A 21,064-nucleotide genomic window follows, 5' to 3' on the forward strand; every position below is an offset into this window, starting at 1 on the left:
CTGCATCGCCCTACGCCGCGAGGTCCCGCTCCTCCGCATCGGCCTCAGCACCGGCCCGGGCCCCGGATATCACCTGTTCCTCGCCCTCATCGTCGTCCTCATCAGGGGAGTTCCCGCGAGCCCGAATCATCCACCCCACCCGGGCCGACCGCTCCACAGTCCGGGTCACCGGCGTCAACAGCGCCATGGCGAGCGGCGAGAGCAGCAGCACGACGGCCGTCCCCAGGGCGAACCCGCCGATGACGTCGGTCGGGTAGTGCACGCCCATATAGACCCGGAGGAAGCCCTCGACCAACGCGAGCCCGAGCCCCAGGAGCCCGAACTTCCGGTTCGCGATGAACAATCCGACAGCCATCGCCATGGTGAGTGTCGCGTGATCGCTCACGAACGAGTAGTCGGTCTTGCCGCCGATGAGGACCTCGAGTCCCTCGTGCTCACGGAAGGGCCGGGGCCGCTCCACAAAGCCCCGTATCGGCACGTTCACCAGCACCGCGATGCCCGCCGCCAGCGGCGCCCACATCAGCGCGGCCACGGAGGAGGCGGCGTCCTCGCCACCCCGACGCCGTACGGTCCACCAGCACCACAGCACCAGCAGCACCATGGCGAGCAGGATCCCCCACTCACCCACGAACTTCATGATCCCGTCGAACCAGCCGGGGGCGTCCTTGGCGAGTCCGTTGATGTCGTAGAGCAAGTCGACGTCGGGGTTCGACCCGGATTCGGCGAGTGCAGCCATGGTGCAGCGGCCCCTTCGTCATGATCTTCATCGTGCATTCGGGCGCAGCTTTCCGCTGCGCCGCGCCATCAACCCCCGTGGTCGGCTACGTCGTACTTCAGTCGTCCGTCACTCGTCCGCCAGTCGTACGTCCATGGAACGCATGGTCCCCATCTCTACGTTCCACAGTCCACCGAATGATCACGCAGACGTTATCGAAGAGAGACACATTCCCGCAGCTCAGAGGCTGACCAGAGGGCGACTGTAACAGGCAGTAACGGAAGGATCCGGCCAGATCACACCGGAGTCGGCAACGCTTTCGCGCCGTCCTCGGTGACCCGGGTCGCCCCGAAGTAGTCGGGCGTATCGATCGGGTCGAACCGGATCACGGCCCCCGGCCGCGGCGCGTTGATCATGTATCCGCCGCCCACGTAAATGCCCACATGCCGGATGGCGCGGGAATTGGTGAGGTCGTCCGAGAAGAACACCAGATCGCCCGGCAGCAGTTCCTCCCGCTTCGGGTGCGGCCCGGCGTTGTACTGATCGTTCGCGACGCGCGGCAGCTCGATCCCCACACTCTCGTACGCGGCCTTCGTCAGCCCCGAGCAGTCGAAGCGTCCGCCCTGGTCAGCGGTACCGTTGCCGCCCCACAGATACAGCGTCCCGAGCTTCTTCTGCGCGTAGCCGATCGCCCCTGCCGCCTGCTGTGAGGGCTGCACGCGGCCAACCGGCGCGGCGAAGCTGTCCTGCAGCGTGGTGATCGTCTTGACGTAGTTCTGTGTCTCCTTGTACGGCGGCACGCCCCCGTACTTGATGACGGCATACGCCCCCGCGTTGTAGGCGGCGAGCATGTTCTTCGTCGGGTCGCCGGGCGCGTCCTTCACGTACGAGGCGAGCTTGCAGTCGTACGAAGCGGCCGATGGAATCGCGTCATTCGGATCCCAGATGTCACGGTCCCCGTCCCCGTCGCCGTCGATGCCGTGGGTGGCCCAGGTGCCGGGGATGAACTGGGCGATGCCGCGCGCGTCGGCGTGGCTGGTGACGTCAGGATCCCAGCCGCTCTCCTGGTAGAGCTGAGCGGCGAGCAGCGCGGGGTTGATGGCGGGGCACAGGTTTCCCCACTTCTGAACCAATGCCTGGTACGCCCCCGGCACGGCCCCCTTGGCGAGCCCGACACTCCCCTTACCCACACCGTTGGCAAGGTTTCCAGCCACGATGTACACCCCGACGACGAGCAGCATCACGAGGCTCAGCCCGAGCCCGACCGCGATGCCACTGGCCACCCACACTTTTCGCACGGCTCAACCCTCCCCCATGTCGGAGCAGTTCAAGGACATTTCCAGCGAGTATGGCGTCAATTCGCCGCTGTGAAACCAGCGCACAGGATGCTCGAGTAGTCATTGGGGGCCTGGACGTGGTGGAACTGCACGGTCCAGTCGCCGGGGTCGCTGGTGAGAGGGATGGCGGGGCTCGACTTACGGCCGCCGACCAGCCAAGTGCGGAAGTCGTCGGGGTACGTGACGAACTTCCACTTGTTCGGACCGGCGCCCCCGTAGAGGTCGACCGGCTTACTGGTGTAGCCCACGTTCGGGTTGGCGCTCAGCAGCCCCTCGACGGGCTTTCCGGTGTCCGGATCGATGTCGTGGGGCGGCTTGACGCTGATGGCGACGTAGTACGGCTCTTTGCTGTCCTCGGCGGTCGCCGCCTTGTCGGCAACCCCGATCTGCACTTTGTCGTTGAACGTGACGGTCGCCGGGTCCTTGGGGCCCGGATCGTCGGGATCAGCGATGGAGTGCAGGAAGCTCTCACTCGGCCGCTCTTCGTACGGCAGGTTGCACTGCCCCTTCGCCGAGTCCCAGAGGTTGCGGTCAGGCTTGTCCTCCGCGTAAGCGGGCGCGCCGCCCTTCCCCGATCCGGACGACGGCGAACTGGCCGCAGACGTAGGCGACTTGTCGGCGCTCGCACTGCTGTCGCCACCGTCGCCGTCCTTGTCATTCCCCCGCGGGATCAGGACGAAGGCCACCCCGACCCCCACCACGAGGCCCACCGCCACGGCGACCGTCCAGGGCCGGGTACGGCGACGCGTCGGCTGGGAGAGCTGGGTGGGCGTGTATCCATAGGCACTCGGGGCTGAGGCCGTCGGCAACTCGTGCGATCCCATGGGCGGGACAGCCGGAGCCGGCGGAACGCCCTGAGGCGGCGTCTGCGGCACCGCCTCCCCAAGTTCCGCGAGCTTCCCGTAGAAAGGGTCCTCGACCAGGGCCGCCCGCACCCCGCACCGCGCGATGACCTCGGCGAGAGCGGGCCGCGCCGCCGGGTCCTTGGCGACGCAGGCCTCGACGAGCTGCGCCAACTGCGGTTCCACGCCCGCGAGATCGATGCGCTCGTGAACGGCTCGATAGCTCACCCCGGCGGGCTCACCCATGCCGAACGGGGGCCGCCCGGTCGCCGCGTACGCAAGCGTCGCGCCGAGCGCGAACACGTCCGCCGCCGGCCCGACATCGTTGCGTATCAGCACCTCGGGAGCGGTGAAACCGGGCGTGCCGGGCGCGAACCCCGCCTCCGTGAGCGCCGTCTGCCCGGCACCTCGCGCGATCCCGAAGTCGATGAGCTGTGGCCCCTGGGCCGCGAGGATGACGTTCTGCGGCTTGAGGTCCCGGTGCGTGACACCGTGTTCGTGCACCGCCGCGAGACCTTCCGCAAGCGCGGCGAACAGCCCTCGGCATGTCTCGGGCGGCAGCGGCCCGCGCGCGGCGACGGCCCCGCTGAGCGTCGGCCCCGACACGTACTCGGTGGCGAGCCAGTAAGGCACGGCATCCAGCGACGCGTCGATGAGATTCGCCGTGTACGCACTCCGCACCGCCCGCGCGGTCTCCACCTCACGCCGGAACCGGGCCAGCGCCTCCGGGTGGTCGGTGATCTCGTCCCGGATCACTTTGAGCGCCACGAGCCGTCCACCCGGCGACCGGCCGAGGTACACCTGCCCCATGCCGCCCGCGCCAAGCCGGGCGAGCAACGTGTACGAGCCTATGTGAGCAGGATCCCGATCTTTGAGTGCGTCCACCGAACCGACCTTGCCATACAGGTCAGTTCACCGTCGCCCTCCGCCCAACGATTTACCAGGTCTACGGGTCCGCAGTCTCGCGGTAGAGCACGAGGGCTTCGCTTCCGAACGGGGGAAATCCGGACCGGCCAGGTGCGAGGAATCATGGCCCGGTCTGACGAACACCTGTGAACCGCCGCACTACGAGAGCCGCGCTACGCGTCGGCGGCCCGCCCGGCCCGCGGCGAAGGGCCATACACAGGGAAATGATCCGTGGCGACCTCGAAACCAAGCGGCGCGGGAAGCGGCACCGGCTCCCCGAACTTGCCGGGCGACACGTCCTGATAGGCGCCGTTGTCCGGACGGGTGTGCAGAGCCCAGGTGCCCTTGCGGGGGTCGACGACGAGAAGAACAGGCACGCGCGCGACCGCGTACCAGTCGGCCTTGTCCCTGATCTCGCGGGACTTCTCGGAACTTGAGATGACCTCGACAGCGAGCGCCGCGTCCTCGGGGGCGGCCAGCCAGTCGTCGTCCTCCGTCCACTCCAGGGGCAGGACGATCAGGTCCGGCGTGACGTAGTCGTCCGGATCGTCCGGCAACGCGATCGAGGACATCTCGAACGCGCCCAACCCGTTGGGAAGTTGTGTGCCGAGTTGCTGCCGCAGCCCCACCACGACGCCCACGTGCTTCCCCCGACGGGCAGGGGACATGACGAGCTTCCCGCCCACGATCTGCACCCGCAGCCCCGTCACGCCCTCGATCGTCTCGGCGACCTCGCGCAGCTTCCCGGGCCGGGGTCGCGGGTACGCCCACGCACCCTTCACCGCAGGCCACCCCTCTGACACTCGGCCCACAGCAGCTTGCCGCCCTCGGAGCCGGCCAGTTCGGTTGGTGGCGCGGAGGCGCCCCATGCGTCGGCGCAGGCTCGTACGAGGTGCAGGCCGCGGCCGTTCTCCGCGTCTGCCGCGGCTTCCGGAGGTACGTCCGTCGCGTCGCCGAAGCCGGGTGGGAGTCTCGGGTCGGAGTCCCATACGGCTACGTAGAGCCCGTTGGGCTCGGTGGAGCTGAGCCGGAGGCCGTACGGGCCCTTGGTGTGCAGGTGCGCATTGGTGAGGAATTCGGAGGCCAGCAGCTCAGCGGTGGAGGTGAGTTCGGTGAGGCCGTGGGCGGCCAGAACCGTACGGAGGGTCACGCGGGCGATACCCGGTGCGCGTGGATCGTGCGGGAGTTGGAGGGTGTAGGACCAGGGCGGGGATACGGTTGCCATGGGAAGTCTCCTGGTTCGGAGGGAAGTTGGGTGGTTTGGGGTGAGGGTTGGTTACGTTGCCCAGTGACCGCGGTCGCTCCGTCGAGCGGGGTGCTTCTGGGTGGAGGCGCCGAGTTATAAGCTAGCGGCATCCGTGTAATGCATTACACAGATTCCCTTAAATCCGTGAGACACCACCCGTGTGGGTGACCCGCAACGAGGAGGCGGACAAGCCCGTGAGAAGCAACCCGACGGGTCGTCAACTCCGCTTGGGCGTTGAGCTGCGCAAGCTTCGAGAGCACGCAGGGCTGAATGCCACCGAGGCCGGTCAACTGCTTGGCGTCAAGCAAAACCAGATCAGCAACATGGAGGCCGGACGCGCGGGCGTGAGCCCTGAGCGCGTACGCACCATGGCCTGCCAGTACGAATGCTCGGACAAGGCGCTGATCGAAGCCATCGTCGGGATGACCGGCGACCGCAGGCGCGGCTGGTGGGAGCAGTACCGCGAAATCCTGCCGAGCCCGCTACTCGACCTCGCCGAACTGGAGCACCACGCCCAGTCGTTGCGCACGACCGTCACGGCACGCATCCCCGGCCTGCTCCAGACCGTCGACCACGCTCGCGAGATCTTCCGCCAAGGCGTCACGGAACTCTCCCCGCCGGACATCGAGCACCGCATCTCGTTCCGCGTCAAGCGCCAGGCGGTGCTGTACAGGGATGACCCCACCCCGTACGAGGCGATCATCCACGAGGCGGCCTTGCGGATGAAGGTCGGCGGCTCGTCGGTGTCCCGACAGCAGCTCAAGCATCTGCTCGACGCAAGCGAGCGGGAACACATCACCTTGCGTGCCATCACGTTCGACGCCGGCGCCTACCCCGGGTCAGGCCAGTCCATCTATTACGCACACGGCCCGGTGCCAGAACTCGACACAGTCCACCTGGACCAGTCCCACGGCCTCAAGTTCCTGGACGCCGAGTCCCAACTGCGCAAGTACCGCACCCTCTTCGAGCGGCTCGATGCCGTCGCCCTCGCACCCGACAAGACCCGAGACCTCATCAGCGCCGTCATCCACGACCTATAGGGAGCTCCCATGAGTGCGTACGCCTGGCAGAAGTCGACCTACTGCTCCGAGGGCGACTCCTGCGTACACGTTGCCGCACGTGTAGGTACGGTCCATCTGACCGAAAGCAGCGACCCCACCGAAGCGATACTCGAGACCACCCCAACCGCACTCTCTGCTCTCCTCCACACCCTCAAGCACAAGGAAGAAACCCACCGTGGCTGACATCCCCCCGAACCTCGACTGGGTCCGCGCCGCACCCGAAGACGCCGAGGGCCCCGGCCCCTGGATCGAGATCGCCTTCGGCGAGGGAGACGACGGCGAAGCCCCCGTCTACATCCGCGAAACGAACGACCCGGACAACGTCGTCACCACCAACCGCCGCAAGTGGGACGCCTTCGTACTCGGCGTACAGGCAGGCGAGTTCGACCACTTCGTCGAAGGCCTTGAGGACGCGGAGAACAGCGCTCCGTAGATCGCGAGTCCGGCGGGTAGCCAACGTCGCCCACAGCAGCCCGCCGGACACCAACCTCCGGGGTGCTGGGGCGCAGGGTCCGGTGCGGACCGCACCAGGGCCGGGGCGTTCGGCGTAGGCATTCATGAGGTCGTGCTCACGCGCTTGGCGGGGAAACCGTGTGCGCGAGCGGCGATCACGACGACCAGCACCGGCAGCAGAAGCGCAAGGACACTCCAGGGGAAGGAAGTGGTGCCGAGCAGGCCGAGGAGGATGCCACCGACGGCTCCGCCGCCGGCCATGGCCACGTTCCACAGAGTGACGAGCATGGCCTGCGCGGCGTCTGCCGCCTCGCCGCCCGCGTCGCCCACGGCAGTCTGCAGGAGGGTGGGGGCGCCACCCCATCCGAGGCCCCAGAGCGTGACCGCGGCGTAGACCAGGGCTGGACTGTCGGCCGGCACGGCCAGGATGGCGGCTGCCACGGCGACCAGGAAGGCGCTGGCGATGGTGAGGGTGCGCAGCCGGCGGTTGATGTGAACGCCCACGATCCAGATGCTCACCAAGGAGGCGGCGCCGAAGACCAGCAGTACGAGGTCGGTGGAGCCGCCCATGCCGAGGTGGTCGAGGAACGTGGCGATGTAGGTGTACAGGATGGTGTGGGCCAGGACGAAGACCAGGGTGACGAACAGGACTGCCGTCACGCCGGGGATGGTGAGCGTGCGCGGCATCGGGGTACGGCCCTCAGCCCGCTGTCCGGGGTAGTCCGGCACAGCCGCAGTGATCCATACGAGCAGGACGACGGTGAGCCCGGTCATGAGCAGGAACGCCACCTGCCAGTTCACCGCCTTGCCGATGAAGGTCCCCGCAGGCACGCCCATCGACAGCGCAATCGGAATGCCAGCCATAGCAATCGCAATGGCCTTGCCCTGCAGATGAACGGGTGCCATGCGGCGGGCGTATCCGGCGAGCAGTGCCCAGGCCAGACCCGCGGCCACACCGGCGGCGAATCGGGCCACCATGGTCAGGGGGTAGCTCGCCGAGAGGGCGGTGACGGTGTTCGCGACGGCGAAGCCTGTCATCGCCGTCAGCAGCAGACGCTTGCGCCGCCACCCTGCGGTGGCCGCGGTCAGAGGAATCGCCGTGAGTGCGGTCCCGATCGCATAGATTGTCACCGTCTGCCCCGTGGCGGATTCGCTGACGCCGAGGTCTGCACTCATCGCGGGCAGCAGACCCGCAGGCAGCGTCTCGGTCAGGCTGGTGATGAAGACGGCCGTGGCGAGTGCGAGGAGCGCTGGCAGGGGGAGTTTCCGGTCCTTGACCTCGATGTCAGAACCGGCTGTTCGTACGGGCTCCGTGGAGTGGGTTCGCATGCTGGGTATGCTCAAACCATCACATTGATGTGAAGGTCAAATCGCCGGTCGATGAGGTAGATCACGTGCGAATCGGAGAGCTGTCGGAACGTACTGGCACCCCCCGGCGGCTGCTGCGCTACTACGAGGAGCAGGGATTGATCATCCCTGATCGCTGCGCGAACGGCTACCGCACGTACGACGAGCGCCTCGTGGACCGGGTCATGCAGATCAGAGGGCTGCTCGACGCCGGACTGCCGACCCGGATCATCAAGCAGATCCTCCCCTGCCTCGACAAGCCCCGGGCCATCCATTTCTCCGACGCGACACCGGAGATGATTGCCACGCTGGAGAACGAGCGCGATCGCATGACCGAGCGCATCAAGTGCCTTACCCGCAACAGGGATGCCATCACCGAGTACCTCGACGCGGTGCGCAGCAACAATCGCTCAGATGCCGCCTCTGAAGCGTCTACAACGTCATGACCCGCGGACCTGCACCCGGTACTCAGCGGTACAACTGTCACCGGGCTGGTGGTCGACGTGATCGACGCGCCAGGACAGCAACTGCCCACCGGACGGCTCCAGGGCCACCGCCAGCAGGTCACCAGCGTCCGGCCCGGCCAGCAGACGCAGATCCGGTACGCCGGTATCGGCACTGACCGCCTCAGGTACGGGCCCGGACGACTGACGTAGAGGCAGAGAAGACTGCTCAGGGGGTATCGGCGGGGACATGCGCACGACGGTGCCCGCCCTTGATGAATCGCCTCCCCGGCTTGGATGAAAGTGCTCTCATCTACCGACCTGCCCCGCTTCAGGACTCCGGCGGCGCCTCCACCCCGGTGTACGCGGCGGTCGTGGCATCGGCCGCCGCCCGAGCCGTAGCCAGGTCCTCCCCGGAGGCCACATTCGCCTCGTACCAAGCCTCACTGCTCAGCTCGACGAAGCGCTTACCCTCATCGGACATGACCCAGGCCTCCGCCGCCTCGTGATCCACAGCCCGACCGGAGGACAGATGCAGATACAGCCCCATGACCATCAGGTCCCAGCCGACACCGACGGCACCGGGCCCGTAATCAGGCCACTTCGTGTCGTCGTCGACATGCGCGATGTGGTCGACCTCGAACCGCGTCCGGCCGTCCGCCTCCGGCGTGAGCCGCAGCTCGATCCAGCTGATGCTCTGCTCCCACTCCCACGTGGCGGCGAAGCCCTTGGGCGGATCGCAGCGCTCGATCGTGCCGTGCGCATTGCCGTGCAGCTGGTACTTGCCGCCCAGGGTCAGGTCACCGGAGACGGGCATGAGCCAGCGCGGAATGCGCTCGGCGTTGGTACACGCGTCCCAGACGTCCTCGATGTCCGAGTCGTACGTCTGGCTGATGGTCACGACGCGTGCCTCGCCGGCCTTGAACGTGCGCTTACCGACCTGGCGCCGTACGGCATTGATCTGCTGGGTGACGTCGATCATGGCTCGCTCCTTGGAGGAGGTACTTGGTCTTCCGCGTCCCCGTCCCGGTCGGCTTCACGGAGGCGGCGCTCGCGTTTACCCCGGGCGAGTTCGGTGGTCAGGGCCTCGAGAGGCGGGGTCCAGGACCGCCGGAACCGGTCCAGCCACGCGTCGATGTCGCGGAGCGGCTCCGAGTTCACCGCGTAGAGGCGGCGAGTGCCTTCCGGCCGCACGGTGGCGAACCCGTTCTCCCGCAGCACCTTGAGATGCTGCGAGACGCCGGGTTGCGATATCCCGAACTCCTGCCGGATGACCTCGCCGACCTTCCCGGAGCTCATTTCCCCGTCGGCGAGAAGCTCGAGAATCCGCCGCCGCACAGGGTCTCCGAGCACATCGAACGCGTGCATACGGAGCACTATATCATCGCTCACTTATATAAGCGCCAGCTGACTTAGAGGAGCTGGGATCTCGCTCACGAGTGAACGTAAAACGTTGACGTCCCCGCCACCCCGGACCCAGGCTCGGCGCATGACCATGCACCCGTACACGCGATATGTGGCCATCGGCGACAGCCAGACCGAGGGCATCGGCGACGGCGACGAGGCAACCGGGTACCGCGGCTGGGCCGACCGCCTCGCAGAACTCCTGGCGGAAGCCCAACCAGACCTCACGTACGCCAATCTCGCCGTACGCGGAAAGGTGACCGCCCAGATCAAGGCGGAACAACTCGCCCCGGCCCTGGCGCTCAAGCCGGACCTGGTCACGGTCGTGGCAGGCATGAACGACCTGCTCCGCCCCGGCTTCGACGCCGAGCAGGTCATGGCGGACATCGAGGAGATGTTCGCGCGGCTCACCGAGTCGGGTGCCCAGGTGGTCACCGTCACGTACCCCGACATGGGGAAGCTCTCCCCGCTCGCGCGCCGCGCACTCCCCCGCGTCCTCGACCTCAACACCCGCCTGCGCGCCGCCGCGGAACGCCACGACGTCGCCGTACTGGACGTGTTCCCGCACCCGGTCACCACCGACCCCCGCCTCTGGAGCCAGGACCGTCTCCACGCCGGCCCGCTCGGCCACGCCCGCATCGCCTCGGGCATGGCCCACACCCTCGGCCTGCCGGGCCACGAGGACTGGTCGGCGCCGCTGCCTCCGCTCGCTCCCGTCCCCACCCTGCGCGCCCTGAGCGCCGACACACTCTGGGCCGTGGGTTTCCTGGGCCCGTGGCTCTGGCGGCGGCTGAGGGGCCGCTCCTCGGGAGACGGACGTACGGCCAAACGCCCCGAACTGACTCCGTGGACGGACCAATCCACGAAGCTCCACCCCTGACACCCCGACACCTCCCCCCACTCCGCACCGGGATAGCCTTCGCGAAGCGGGAACGGGCGGCGTCTACCCACCAGGAGACGGAACGACCCGGAGAGCATCGTCTCGACGGACCAGCGCACATGGGACGTGAGCGGGCTCACGCAGGCGGGGCGGAGTAGGCGGCCGTCGCGTAGAAGGGGTCAACGACGGAACCACACCACAGGTTCCGGTACTACTTCATTGCCCGGCGTGACCTGCCGTGATACACAGAGTGACCGTACGTCTAATCGCATACCGTCCCACGCCCCGCAGGGGTCCCCGAGGGCCGGCGGCAAGCCGTACGTACGAAACCCGCCAACCAATGACGCCAAGTCGACATACGACAGCGTCTTTGTCGGGGACAATGATGCCTGACCTCTGCGCAGAGTGGCAGGGGATACGGAACTACCCACAAGGGGCGGTGACTTACATGTTCTTCGCAGCCGAAGAGGGCGACATCACCACGATCATCGGCGGAATCGCCCCGGACTGGGGCCCGTTCGGCGACTTGGGCAATGAAGCGCGGGTGATGATCGAGGTCGTGATGGCGGTCGCCATCCTGCTCTGCCTCGGCATCGCGATCTGGGGCGCGGCGAAGCAGCGTATCGGCGCGACGGCCCTGCGTGACACCTTCAGTGCCGAACAGGGCAAGGGCCTCATCATCGCGGGCCTCACCGGGGTCTTCATCATCGGCTCCCTGGGCACGCTGTTCACCATCGTGTACGGCATGGCCGTGTAGGCCCGCCCGGCCCGCAGACCCGGCCGGGCACGCCCGGTTCCCTCCGACCCACCCGTCCGACGTGCCCACCGGCTGAGGTTGCGTTCACCTGATGTCGAGTCACCACACCGCGCCCGCGAAGGAAGCAGCGCGGCTACCGTCGTACTACGACTACGCGGTCCAGCACGAGGTTGAGGGGGCGTACGCGGCATGAGTCTCGGCGACGAGCACGGTTCGCGCGGCGACGACGACGGGTACGGGGGCTCCGGCCAGACCCGTACCCGGTACCCCGACAGCGCCGGCGACCCCTACGGCGGCGCGCGCCGCGGGGGCCGTTCGTCCTCCCGCAGCCTCATCACGGTGGTGGGCGTGGTGGTTCTCCTGATCGCGGCCATCGCCTTCGCGAACCGTGGTGGCGGTGATTCCGGATCGTCGGACGGGGACGGGGAGAGAGCGGAGGCGGCGCCTACGGCCGCCTCTGGGGAGCAGCCCGTTGAGACGAAGGCCGGGGGGATTCCTTCGGGGTTCGCGCAGGATGAGCAGGGGGCGGAGTCGGCGGCGGCAAACTACTCGGTGGTGCTCGGGTCAGCCGACATGTTCAACACTGACCGACGGCGCGAGATCGTCGAGACGGTGTACGCCCCTGACGTCGCCGCCGAGCGCCAGGCCGGCCTCGACAAGGCGTACTCCAGCGAGGAGTTCCTGACCAACATCGGCCTGGACAAGGACGGTGCCGCCCCGCGAGGCCAGACCTTCGTCTCGCGCGTCATTCCGGTCGGCACCAAAGCCAAGTCCGCCAGTGCCGAGAGCGCCTCCGTCGAGGTCTGGTACACGTCGCTTTTCGGACTGTCCGGGGACGGCTCCAGAAACCCCGTCACCGAGAGCTGGTACACGACGACGTACGAGCTGAAGTGGGTCGGCGGCGACTGGAAGGTCATCGACTTCAAGCAGAAGGACGGGCCGGTCCCCGTCGGGCGGGACCAAACCGCGTCCACGGCCGACGACATGACGAAGGCCGTCGAAGAGTACGGAGGCTTCACGTATGCCCGCTAGTCGCCGCGTACTCACGGTCGCCGGCGCTGTCGCGGCCGTACAGGCCACAGCAGTTCTGCTGGCCTCCCGGGCCTTCGCCGCGGAATCCCCGACGCCCGCACCCAGCAACGATCCTTGCGATCTCATCCGCGGACCCGCCAAGGACTACTGCGAAGAAGACGGCGGTTCCGGAGGAGGCGGCGGAGGAGGTGGCCTAACCGACCCCACCTCCACCCTCGACCCCCTCTCCTCCCTCGCAAAGGGCTGCGCCGACGCCGCCTCCTGGACCATCGACAAGCTCAGCGAAGCCGTCAAAGAAACAGCGAACGTCGACTTCACGAACCCCAAGTTCCTCCAGCAGTACGCAGTCGTCTTCGCGGCCTCGACGATCCTCACCCTCCTCCTCTGGCTGCTGGCGGTCGCCAAGCGGGCCGTACGAGGCGTACCGCTCACCACGGCCATCTCGGAGGCGATCGGCTTCCTCTGGCTGACCGTCCTGGCCTCGGCCTTCACGCCGCTCATCCTCTACACGGTCGTCTCGGCAACCGACGGCGTATCAGAAGTCCTCGCCCAGACGACCGGCAACCAGACGGACACCTTCTTCGGCAACTTCTCCGGCGCCCTGGAGAAGGGCGAGGACATCGGCGGCGGCCCGATCATGCTGATCGTCGTCTCCCTCGTGTCCATCCTCGCCGCGGGCGTCCTGTGGCTGGAGCTGGTCATCCGAGCCGCCCTGCTCTACGTGGGCGCGCTGCTGGGGACCGTCGTGTACGCGGGCCTGGTCGACAAGAACCTGTGGGGCCACGTCCGCCGCTGGGCGGGCATCATGATCGCGGTGATCCTGGTGAAGCCGGTGATCGTGATCGTGCTCGGCCTCGCGGGCGCGCTGTCCGCCGAGGACGGACCGGACGCCTTCTCGGCCGTCGTGTCCGGCCTCGCCATCATCCTGCTGGCCATCTTCGCGAGCGCGATGATCTACCGCTTCGTACCGGGCTTCGGCGACGAGATCGCCAACTCCCGCAACAACCGCATCATGCAGGGCGCCGAAGGCAAGGCCGCGGCCGTCATCAGCTCCCCGGCCACCCTCGTCGCGCAGGGCATCAAGACGCACAGCACCCGCGCCGACAACAACGGCGGCGGTGGCGGAGGCAACAGCGGCGGCGGCGCCCGCCCCGCCAACGCGGCCTCCGCCGGCGTAGCCGCCCACAGCACCCGCCCCTCCTCCAGCGGAGGCGGCGGAGGCGGATCCGTCCCCGCCGCACCCCCACCGCGCAACAGCCCGGTGAACACCCCCCATGCCCGTAACACCCGCAACACCCGCAATACCAACCGCTCGGGAGGTGAAGGGCGTTGACGACCGAGTCCCATGTGTCCCATCCGGTCACGCCCCGCCGTACATATCTGATCGGCCGCGCCCGGCCGAACGCGATCGTCGGCAAGAACCGCGAAAGCGGCGAGATCGCGCTGATCATCGTGGGCGCGTTCCTCGGCATGATGTGCGGCCTGCTCGTCCCCGTCCTCTCCCTGCGCATCGTCCTGCTCGTGGGCTTCCCGATGGTGGCGCTGGCCGCGGTGTACGTGCCGTACAAGCGCCGCACGTTCTACAAATGGTTTGAAATCAACCGCAGTTACAAGCGGACGCTCCGCAACGGCACGACGTACCGCAGCAACGTCATGGAAGCCGGCACCCGCATCGACGGCCGTGAGATCGAGGTCGGCCCGCCGCCCGGAATCGGACGCATTACGTGGCTGGCGGCGCCCTTCGGCCCCGACGAGATCGCCGTCCTCCTGCACGCCGACCGGCGCACCGTCACGGCCGCGATCGAGATCGAGGGCCCGGGTGTCGGCCTGCGCGACTCCGAGGACCAGGAAGCCCTGGTCGACCGTTTCGGGGTGCTGCTGAAGCACGTCGCGAACGGCGACGGCTTCGTCACCCGCCTCCAGATCCTCGCCCGCACCCTCCCCGCCGACCCGGACGCGCACGCCAAGGACGTCGCCGTACGAGGAGACGAGCGCGCCCCCGGCTGGCTGCAGCAGTCGTACGACCAGCTCCAGTCCATGGTGTCCACCAGCAGCGAGCAGCACCGCGCCTACCTCGTCGCCTGCATGCACTACTCCCGCGAGCTCGCCGCCGAGGGCCACGCGATGGCACGGGCCGCGCGCCCGCAGGGCGGCAAGAAGCTCGACAAGGACGCGGGGCTCGCCGTCGTGATGGCGCGTGAGCTGACGGACATCTGCTCGCGGCTGCAGGAAGCCGACATCCGCGTACGCCAGCCGCTCGGACAGGGCCGTCTGGCCTCCCTCGTCCACTCCATGTACGACCCCGACCACCCCATCGACCACATCCAGGCGATGACGAAACGCAACGCCTGGCCGGCCGAGCTGGACGCCATGGAGGCCACGTACCTCCAGGCGAAGACCCGCGAGTCCTCCACCCGCGCGCCCTGGTGCCATGCCACGGCCTGGGTGAAGGAATGGCCGATGACCCCCGTGGGCGTCAACTTCCTTGCCCCGCTGCTCGTCCACACCCCCGACGTCATCCGGACCGTGGCCGTCACGATGGACCTCGAACCCACCGAGATCGCCATCGAGCGGATGCTGACCGAGAAGACGAACGACGAGGCGGAGGCCAGCCGCCAGGCCAAGATGAACCGGACCGTCGACCCCCGCGACATCGCCTCGCACAACCGCCTCGACCAGCGCGGCGAGGACCTCGCGAGCGGCGCGGCCGGCGTCAACCTCGTCGGCTACATCACCGTCTCGTCCCGTAACCCCGAGGCACTCGCCCGCGACAAACGGACGATCCGCGCCTCGGCCGGCAAGTCGTATCTGAAACTCGAGTGGTGCGACCGCGAGCACCACCGCGCCTTCGTCAACACACTCCCGTTCGCGACCGGCATCCGGAGGTAGGACTCTATGCGGGACCCGCTGTCCGCCCTCACGGAAACCTTCACGTCGTTCCTGTTCGGCAAGGTCGAGACGACCCGCCTGCCGGTGCGCACCTCGACGGGCCAGGCCCAGGCGGTCTACCTCCCGACCGCCGCCCCCGGCCTCGGCGACTCCGGCGTCATCATCGGCCGCGAGGTGTACTCCGGGAAGGGCTATATCTACGACCCCTTCCAGCTGTACGGGCAGCAGCTCCCGGCGCCGCACTGGCTGGTGCTCGGCGAGTCGGGCAACGGCAAGTCGGCCCTGGAGAAGACGTACGTACTACGGCAGTTGAGGTTCCGCGACCGCCAGGTCGTCGTACTCGACGCACAGGGCGAGGACGGCGTGGGCGAATGGAACCTCATCGCCCAGCAGCTGGGGATCACCCCCATCCGCCTCGACCCGACAGCGGCCCTGGACATGGGAATCCGCCTCAACCCGCTCGACCCGTCGATCACCACGACAGGCCAGCTGGCCCTGCTCCGGACGATCATCGAGGTCGCGATGGGCCACGGCCTCGACGAACGCTCCGGCTTCGCCCTGAAGGTCGCGCACGCCTACGTCAACGGGACGATCACCAACCGCCAGCCCGTCCTCACCGACATCGTCGAGCAACTGCGCCACCCGGAGCCGGAGTCGGCCGAGGCGATGAACGTCGCCCTGGACGACGTACGGGCCTGGGGCCTGGACGTGGCCCTGGTCCTGGACCGCCTGGTCGACGGCGACCTGCGCGGCATGTTCGACGGCCCGACGACGGTCGGCATCGACCTCGACGCCCCGCTCATCGTCTTCGACCTGTCCCACATCGACCGCAACTCCATCGCCATGCCGATCCTGATGGCGATCGTCGGCGTGTGGCTGGAGCACACCTGGATCCGCCCCGACCGGAAGAAGCGCATCTTCCTCGTCGAGGAGGCCTGGCACATCATCAACAGCCCGTTCGTGGCCCAACTCTTCCAGCGACTGCTGAAGTTCGGCCGACGACTGGGCCTGTCCTTCGTGGCGGTCGTCCACCACCTGTCCGACGTGGTGGACGGAGCGGCGGCGAAGGAGGCGGCGGCCATCCTGAAGATGGCGTCGACGCGGACGATCTACGCCCAGAAGGCGGACGAGGCGAGAGCGACGGGCCGGGTCCTGGGCCTCCCGCGCTGGGCGGTGGAGATCATCCCCACCCTCTCGCCCGGCATCGCGGTATGGGACGTCAACGGCAACGTCCAGGTGGTCAAACACCTGATCACCGAGATGGAACGCCCCCTCGTCTTCACCGACCGCGCCATGACCGAGTCGTCCGCCCCCGACCTGTCGGACGACGCGCTACGGGCCGCCGAACTGGAGGCGGAGGAGCGAGCAGCAACGTTCATGGAGCAACACCTGAGCGATCTCGACGACTCGTCCGAGTCCACGGTGGCGTAAGAGCGGCAGGGGCGAGATGAGACCGTACGAGCGAGGCCGGGAGCACGAACGCGGTGAAGGGGGCGTCCCCGACGGCCTGGTGATCGGGGTGCTCGCATTCCTCCTGGGCATGACCGTACTGGTGTGGTCGGCAACAGGCCTCGCCGGCCTCTTCGACCACGGCTCCTGGCCCTCCAAGGTCACCTTCGCCCGTACGCCCCTGGCGATGCGCCACCTGATCCAGCAACCGCACGACGTGGCGGGCGCCTGGCCGGAGACTCCGGGGGGCCAGCTGTCGGGGTACGGGCTGTTCTGGGGGCTGTTGATCGGCCAACTGATGGTGCTGGTGGTCCTGACCGTGTTCGTGATGGGCACGGTGGCCAGATGGCGGGCGGTGAGGGCTGCCCGACGACACAAGGCTGCCGCGTACGGCTCGGAACTCCGGCTGGGGGACACGGCCACGGCTGGTTCGGGCGCTGCATCTGGGGACGGGGGGCTGCCGCCCTCGGCCGGCTCCGGCCATCCGTCTTCGACCGGCTCCGCCCCAGCCCTTCGGCCCGCGACCGCCTCCGGCCCGGCTTACCCCGACACGCCCACTTCCCCCACAGCCCCCTTCCTCCCAGGAGGACCGACGGGCCCGGCGGCGGAGCCGCCGTCCGGGGCGGCTCCCTATGCAGCCGACAGTAAACGGGCGGGTGGGTGGGAAAAGCCCCCCATCCCAAGCCCGCGCAGCCCCGTCGTCGTCCTCGGCCCCCCACAAACCCGCCACCCCCTGGCCACCGAAGCCGTACGCGACGCCGAGGGCCCCGCCCTCGTCATCACCTCCAACCCCACCCTCTGGTCGGACACCAAGGACGCCCGGGCAAAACTCGGCCCCGTCCTCCTCTACGACCCCTCCCACCTCTGCGACACCCCGGCCCGCCTCCACTGGTCCCCCTCAACCGGCTGCCAGGACAAGGACACCGCCAGGGCCAGGGCCGCAGCCCTCCTCGCCCCGGTCCGCCCCACCGCAAAGATGGACCAGGCGGTCGCAGACGTCGCGGAAACCCTCCTGCGCAGCTACCTCCACGCCGCCGCAACAGACGGCCGCACCATCCGCCACCTCCACCGCTGGGCCCAGGGCACAGGGGTCCAAGAAGCCGTACGCATCCTCCGTACGAACCCCAAGGCCGCCTCCGGCTCCGCAGGCGAACTCGAGGCCGCCCTCACCTCGTACCCCGAACGCCGCGACATCGCCCAGGAGTTGACAGCTCGCGCCCTCTCCTCCCTCTTCACAGTGAACGTCCGCGAGGCCTGCACCCCCAACCGAACTGATGCCCTCACCCTGGATTCCTTCGTCAACGAAGGGGGCACGCTTTATGTGGTGGGTGAACCCATCGAGGACCCCAAGGCGAACCCGGGCACGATGCCACTTCTGACGGCGCTCGCCTCAAGCGTGGTCGAGCGCGGCCGGCGCATGGCCGAACGGTCATCCTCCGGTCGCCTCGACCCACCATTCACCCTCGTCCTGGACGACGTGGCCGCGGTGGCCCCCCTCCCCCAGCTCCCGGACCTGCTCACCACAGGAGCCGACCGAGGCATGCCCACCCTGGCCCTCCTCCGCTCCCGAGAACAGGCCCGCACCCGCTGGCCCAACCAGGAGCTCCCGGCCTAGCACCTCAGGGCCGCTTCATCACGAACTCCAGCTCCCGCACAGCGGGGTCACCCGGCACAGGAACGGTCTTCCCCGTCGGTACGAACCCGATCTTCCGGTAGAAGCCCTCTGCCCGCGCGTTCCGCTCGTGCACGAACAGCCGCACCCGCTCGACCCCGGCCGCTTCCCAGGCCCACTCCAGGGCGTGTGCGAAGAGCCTCTCGGTAAGCCCCACCCCTCGCGCCTCGGGCCGCACAAAAACCCCCACGAGATGCCCCTGCCGCACCTCACTCACACCCCCGAACGTCCCCTCCACCCCCGCCTCCTCAACAAGCACAACCACCGACCCGACCCACCGCCCGTCGCCCTCCTCAGCCACGAACTGCCGCCGCTCGGCCACACCCTCCGCAGCCCCCGCCGCCCGCTCCTGCCAGAAACCGTCGGGCTTGGCCACGGCCTCCTCGTACGTCTCGAGAAAAGCGAGATGCGCCACCGGGTCCCGCAGCCCAGCCAGCCGCAGCTCCTTCACCGCGGGCCACTCGTCGGCACGTATGGAACGGATCACAGGGTCCATGGGCGCCACCGTAATACCCAGGTACTACGCCCTCACCCGATTTCCCGCCACCGCCCGACGCCCCACCCCTGCACCGCATACGAGGATGTCCCCGTGGCAACTCGCGAACAGGACTGGCAGGGCGACTGGACCCACAACGGGCAACCCCTCACCCGCCAGTTCCACCACCTCGTCCAGCGAGTACGCGCCTTCGACCGACGCCGCCCGTGGGTGTGGGACGTCCTGCTCACCGGCTTCTACATCATCGCCTGCCTCACCGACTTCCTCAGCGGCGGCTGGAAGAGCGTCACGGAGAACCCCGATACACCGACGTGGCTGCTCGGAGCGATGTCCCTGGGCTTCTCGGCCCCGCTGTTCTGGCGCCGCAGCCATCCCTTCGCAGTCCTGCTGGTGATGCTGCCGTTCTCCGTCGCCAACGTCTGGTCGGGCGCGGTCCTGCAAGCCTCCATGACCCTGCTCGTCGTCATCTTCAACATCGCGCTACGCACCCGCTTGCGCACCCTGCTCTGGTCCTACGTCCTTGCCGTGGCACCCTTCTGGATCGCCGGTTTCCGCTACCCCGACGATCAGGGCGGCCCCGGCGCACTCATCGTCCCGGTCATGATGGGCCTCGCTCTGTCGGCAGTCGGCGGCATAGCCGTCCGCACCCGCCAGGAGTACCTGGCCTCGCTCCACGAACGCGCCCGCCAGCTGGAAGTAGAACGCGACCAGCAGACCCAACTCGCCGCGGCAGCGGAACGCACCCGCATAGCCCGCGAGATGCACGACATCATCGGCCATAACCTCTCGGTCATCACGGGCCTGGCCGACGGCGGCTCCTACGCGGCAGCCAAGTCCCCGGAACGAGCCGCCCAGGCCCTGGAAGCCATCGGCACAACAAGCCGCCAGGCCCTCACCGAACTCCGCCGCCTCCTCGACGTCCTACGCGAAGAAGCCCCCACAGCCGAACTGACCCCCCAGCCCTCCCTCACCGACCTCGACCACCTCATCGAAGGCGTACGATCCGTCGGCCTCCCCGTACGCATCAAGACCCACGGCCGCCCACACCCCGTCCCCACCGGCACCCAGATAACGATCTACCGCGTGATCCAGGAAGCACTCACAAACACCCTCAAACACGCAGGCCCCGGCGCCACTTCACAAGTCTCGATCTCATACGAAGACGGAGGCGCCGTCACAGTGACAGTCACCGACACCGGCCGAGGAGGCCCTCATCCCAACGGCACCCGAGGCCGCGGCCTGACCGGAATGCGTGAGCGAACCGCCCTGTACAAAGGAACACTTGAGGCAGGCCCGCTGCCGACCGGCGGCTGGCGGGTACACCTTCATCTCCCAGCCACTCAGACCCTCCCTGCACCGAAGGAAGCAACTCCGTGACCACCGTCCTCATCACCGACGACCAGCCCCTCCAGCGCCTGGGCTTCCGCATGCTCCTGGAGAGCCAGGACGACATGACGGTGCTGGGAGAGGCGGGCAACGGCACGGAGGCGATCCGTATGTCGGCCGACCTCCGCCCGGACGTCGTCCTCATGGACATCCGCATGCCCGGCCTCGACGGCATAGAGGCCACCCGCCGCATCATCGCGTCCGGCGACCGCACCCGCGTCCTCATCCTTACCACCTTCGACCTCGACGAGTACGCGTACGCCGGCTTACGCGCAGGCGCCAGCGGCTTTCTCATCAAGGACGCACTCCCCGAAGAACTGCTCTCGGGAATCCGTGCAGTGTCGACAGGAGACGCGGTAGTGGCCCCAAGCCTGACCCGACGACTCCTCGACGCATACGTCCAGCACCTACCATCCACGGCCCCGACCGACTCCACTTCCCTGGACCCCCGACTCGCTGTCCTGACAGAACGAGAACGGGAAATCCTCACCGTCATCGGTCAGGGCTGGACAAACGCCGAAATCTCTTCCCGATTTCATCTCGCGGAGTCGACGGTAAAGACGCACGTGAGCAGAATTCTCGCCAAGACGGGGGCGAGAGACCGGATTCAGGCGGTGATCCTGGCGTACGACACAAGGCTGGTGTGGCCGTCCTGAAATGCAGAAAGCCCCACACCAAAAGGTGTGGGGCTTTCTCAATGTTTGTTCGGCGGTGTCCTACTCTCCCACAGGGTCCCCCCTGCAGTACCA

The 21,064-nt window shown here is 68.0% G+C and carries 23 protein-coding genes; 14 read left to right on the plus strand and 9 right to left on the minus strand.

Annotated elements, in window-relative coordinates; genetic code table 11:
* Positions 1–10 precede the first annotated feature (10 nt).
* From IEZ21_RS29925 to IEZ21_RS29945, 5 genes are all read right to left on the minus strand, one after another.
* Complete coding sequence (locus IEZ21_RS29925; protein WP_189324964.1) at positions 11–736, minus strand: phosphatase PAP2 family protein; 726 nt, start codon at positions 734–736, stop codon at positions 11–13.
* A 275-nt stretch (positions 737–1,011) separates the two neighbouring features.
* Positions 1,012–1,956 (minus strand): C40 family peptidase, encoded by a 945-nt coding sequence (locus IEZ21_RS29930; protein WP_246568264.1) that lies wholly within the window; start codon positions 1,954–1,956, stop codon positions 1,012–1,014.
* 113 nt (positions 1,957–2,069) lie between these two features.
* A complete protein-coding gene (locus IEZ21_RS29935) occupies positions 2,070–3,779 on the minus strand; it encodes a serine/threonine-protein kinase (RefSeq protein WP_189324966.1) in 1,710 nt (569 codons plus the stop codon).
* Between the two features lie 194 nt (positions 3,780–3,973).
* Positions 3,974–4,582 (minus strand): Uma2 family endonuclease, encoded by a 609-nt coding sequence (locus tag IEZ21_RS29940; protein WP_246568252.1) that lies wholly within the window; start codon positions 4,580–4,582, stop codon positions 3,974–3,976.
* Complete coding sequence (locus IEZ21_RS29945) at positions 4,579–5,025, minus strand: ATP-binding protein (RefSeq protein WP_189324968.1); 447 nt, start codon at positions 5,023–5,025, stop codon at positions 4,579–4,581. Before IEZ21_RS29945 ends, IEZ21_RS29940 begins: the two co-directional genes overlap by 4 nt.
* 215 nt (positions 5,026–5,240) lie before the next feature.
* On the opposite strand from IEZ21_RS29945, the gene IEZ21_RS29950 reads away from it, so the two are divergent.
* The 3 genes from IEZ21_RS29950 to IEZ21_RS29960 are packed head-to-tail and all read left to right on the plus strand — an operon-like array spanning position 5,241 to position 6,540.
* Positions 5,241–6,086 (plus strand): helix-turn-helix domain-containing protein, encoded by an 846-nt coding sequence (locus IEZ21_RS29950; protein ID WP_189324969.1) that lies wholly within the window; start codon positions 5,241–5,243, stop codon positions 6,084–6,086.
* Between the two features lie 9 nt (positions 6,087–6,095).
* Positions 6,096–6,290, plus strand: a complete 195-nt coding sequence (locus IEZ21_RS29955) for a DUF397 domain-containing protein (protein ID WP_189324970.1) — start codon at positions 6,096–6,098, stop codon at positions 6,288–6,290.
* A complete protein-coding gene (locus IEZ21_RS29960; RefSeq protein WP_189324971.1) occupies positions 6,283–6,540 on the plus strand; it encodes a DUF397 domain-containing protein in 258 nt (85 codons plus the stop codon). The genes IEZ21_RS29955 and IEZ21_RS29960 overlap by 8 nt, the downstream gene beginning before the upstream one ends.
* 122 nt (positions 6,541–6,662) lie before the next feature.
* Here the strand turns inward: IEZ21_RS29960 and IEZ21_RS29965 are convergent, their stop codons facing one another.
* Positions 6,663–7,889, minus strand: a complete 1,227-nt coding sequence (locus IEZ21_RS29965; RefSeq protein ID WP_189324972.1) for an MFS transporter — start codon at positions 7,887–7,889, stop codon at positions 6,663–6,665.
* A 65-nt stretch (positions 7,890–7,954) separates the two neighbouring features.
* Between IEZ21_RS29965 and IEZ21_RS29970 the strand changes: the two genes are divergently transcribed.
* Together IEZ21_RS29970 and IEZ21_RS29975 are read left to right on the plus strand one after the other, a co-directional pair.
* Positions 7,955–8,353: a MerR family transcriptional regulator gene (locus IEZ21_RS29970; RefSeq protein WP_189325003.1), complete on the plus strand. Its 399-nt coding sequence runs from the start codon at positions 7,955–7,957 to the stop codon at positions 8,351–8,353.
* Between the two features lie 57 nt (positions 8,354–8,410).
* Positions 8,411–8,563, plus strand: coding sequence for a hypothetical protein (locus tag IEZ21_RS29975; protein WP_189324973.1), 153 nt, complete (start codon positions 8,411–8,413; stop codon positions 8,561–8,563).
* A gap of 118 nt (positions 8,564–8,681) precedes the next feature.
* On the opposite strand, the gene IEZ21_RS29980 is transcribed toward IEZ21_RS29975, so the two are convergent.
* Together IEZ21_RS29980 and IEZ21_RS29985 are read right to left on the minus strand one after the other, a co-directional pair.
* Complete coding sequence (locus IEZ21_RS29980; protein WP_189324974.1) at positions 8,682–9,332, minus strand: SRPBCC family protein; 651 nt, start codon at positions 9,330–9,332, stop codon at positions 8,682–8,684.
* Entirely contained in the window at positions 9,329–9,718 is a 390-nt protein-coding gene (locus IEZ21_RS29985; RefSeq protein WP_189324975.1) for an ArsR/SmtB family transcription factor, read from the minus strand. Before IEZ21_RS29985 ends, IEZ21_RS29980 begins: the two co-directional genes overlap by 4 nt.
* 121 nt (positions 9,719–9,839) lie before the next feature.
* Between IEZ21_RS29985 and IEZ21_RS29990 the strand changes: the two genes are divergently transcribed.
* From IEZ21_RS29990 to IEZ21_RS30020, 7 genes are all read left to right on the plus strand, one after another.
* Complete coding sequence (locus tag IEZ21_RS29990; protein WP_189324976.1) at positions 9,840–10,634, plus strand: SGNH/GDSL hydrolase family protein; 795 nt, start codon at positions 9,840–9,842, stop codon at positions 10,632–10,634.
* Between the two features lie 448 nt (positions 10,635–11,082).
* Entirely contained in the window at positions 11,083–11,391 is a 309-nt protein-coding gene (locus IEZ21_RS29995; RefSeq protein WP_033328619.1) for a DUF8827 family protein, read from the plus strand.
* A gap of 189 nt (positions 11,392–11,580) precedes the next feature.
* Positions 11,581–12,423 (plus strand): DUF8175 domain-containg protein, encoded by an 843-nt coding sequence (locus IEZ21_RS30000; protein WP_189324977.1) that lies wholly within the window; start codon positions 11,581–11,583, stop codon positions 12,421–12,423.
* A complete protein-coding gene (locus IEZ21_RS30005; RefSeq protein WP_189324978.1) occupies positions 12,413–13,756 on the plus strand; it encodes a hypothetical protein in 1,344 nt (447 codons plus the stop codon). Before IEZ21_RS30000 ends, IEZ21_RS30005 begins: the two co-directional genes overlap by 11 nt.
* Positions 13,753–15,312 carry an SCO6880 family protein gene (locus IEZ21_RS30010; RefSeq protein WP_033328622.1) on the plus strand — a complete coding sequence of 520 codons (1,560 nt, stop codon included), beginning with the start codon at positions 13,753–13,755 and terminating at the stop codon, positions 15,310–15,312. Before IEZ21_RS30005 ends, IEZ21_RS30010 begins: the two co-directional genes overlap by 4 nt.
* A gap of 6 nt (positions 15,313–15,318) precedes the next feature.
* Entirely contained in the window at positions 15,319–16,743 is a 1,425-nt protein-coding gene (locus IEZ21_RS30015; RefSeq protein ID WP_033328623.1) for an ATP-binding protein, read from the plus strand.
* A gap of 16 nt (positions 16,744–16,759) precedes the next feature.
* Positions 16,760–18,376, plus strand: coding sequence for a type VI secretion protein (locus IEZ21_RS30020; RefSeq protein WP_189324979.1), 1,617 nt, complete (start codon positions 16,760–16,762; stop codon positions 18,374–18,376).
* A 4-nt stretch (positions 18,377–18,380) separates the two neighbouring features.
* On the opposite strand, the gene IEZ21_RS30025 is transcribed toward IEZ21_RS30020, so the two are convergent.
* Positions 18,381–18,929 (minus strand): GNAT family N-acetyltransferase, encoded by a 549-nt coding sequence (locus tag IEZ21_RS30025; RefSeq protein WP_189324980.1) that lies wholly within the window; start codon positions 18,927–18,929, stop codon positions 18,381–18,383.
* Positions 18,930–19,022: 93 nt separating this feature from the next.
* Between IEZ21_RS30025 and IEZ21_RS30030 the strand changes: the two genes are divergently transcribed.
* Both IEZ21_RS30030 and IEZ21_RS30035 read left to right on the plus strand, forming a co-directional pair.
* A complete protein-coding gene (locus tag IEZ21_RS30030; protein ID WP_246568254.1) occupies positions 19,023–20,306 on the plus strand; it encodes a sensor histidine kinase in 1,284 nt (427 codons plus the stop codon).
* On the plus strand, positions 20,303–20,971 hold the full coding sequence (locus tag IEZ21_RS30035) for a response regulator (protein WP_033328627.1): 669 nt from the start codon (positions 20,303–20,305) through the stop codon (positions 20,969–20,971). The genes IEZ21_RS30030 and IEZ21_RS30035 overlap by 4 nt, the downstream gene beginning before the upstream one ends.
* The last annotated feature ends 93 nt before the right edge of the window (positions 20,972–21,064 follow it).

It is taken from the genome of Streptomyces flaveus, from assembly GCF_014647675.1.
Classification (GTDB): Bacteria; Actinomycetota; Actinomycetes; order Streptomycetales; family Streptomycetaceae; genus Streptomyces; species Streptomyces flaveus.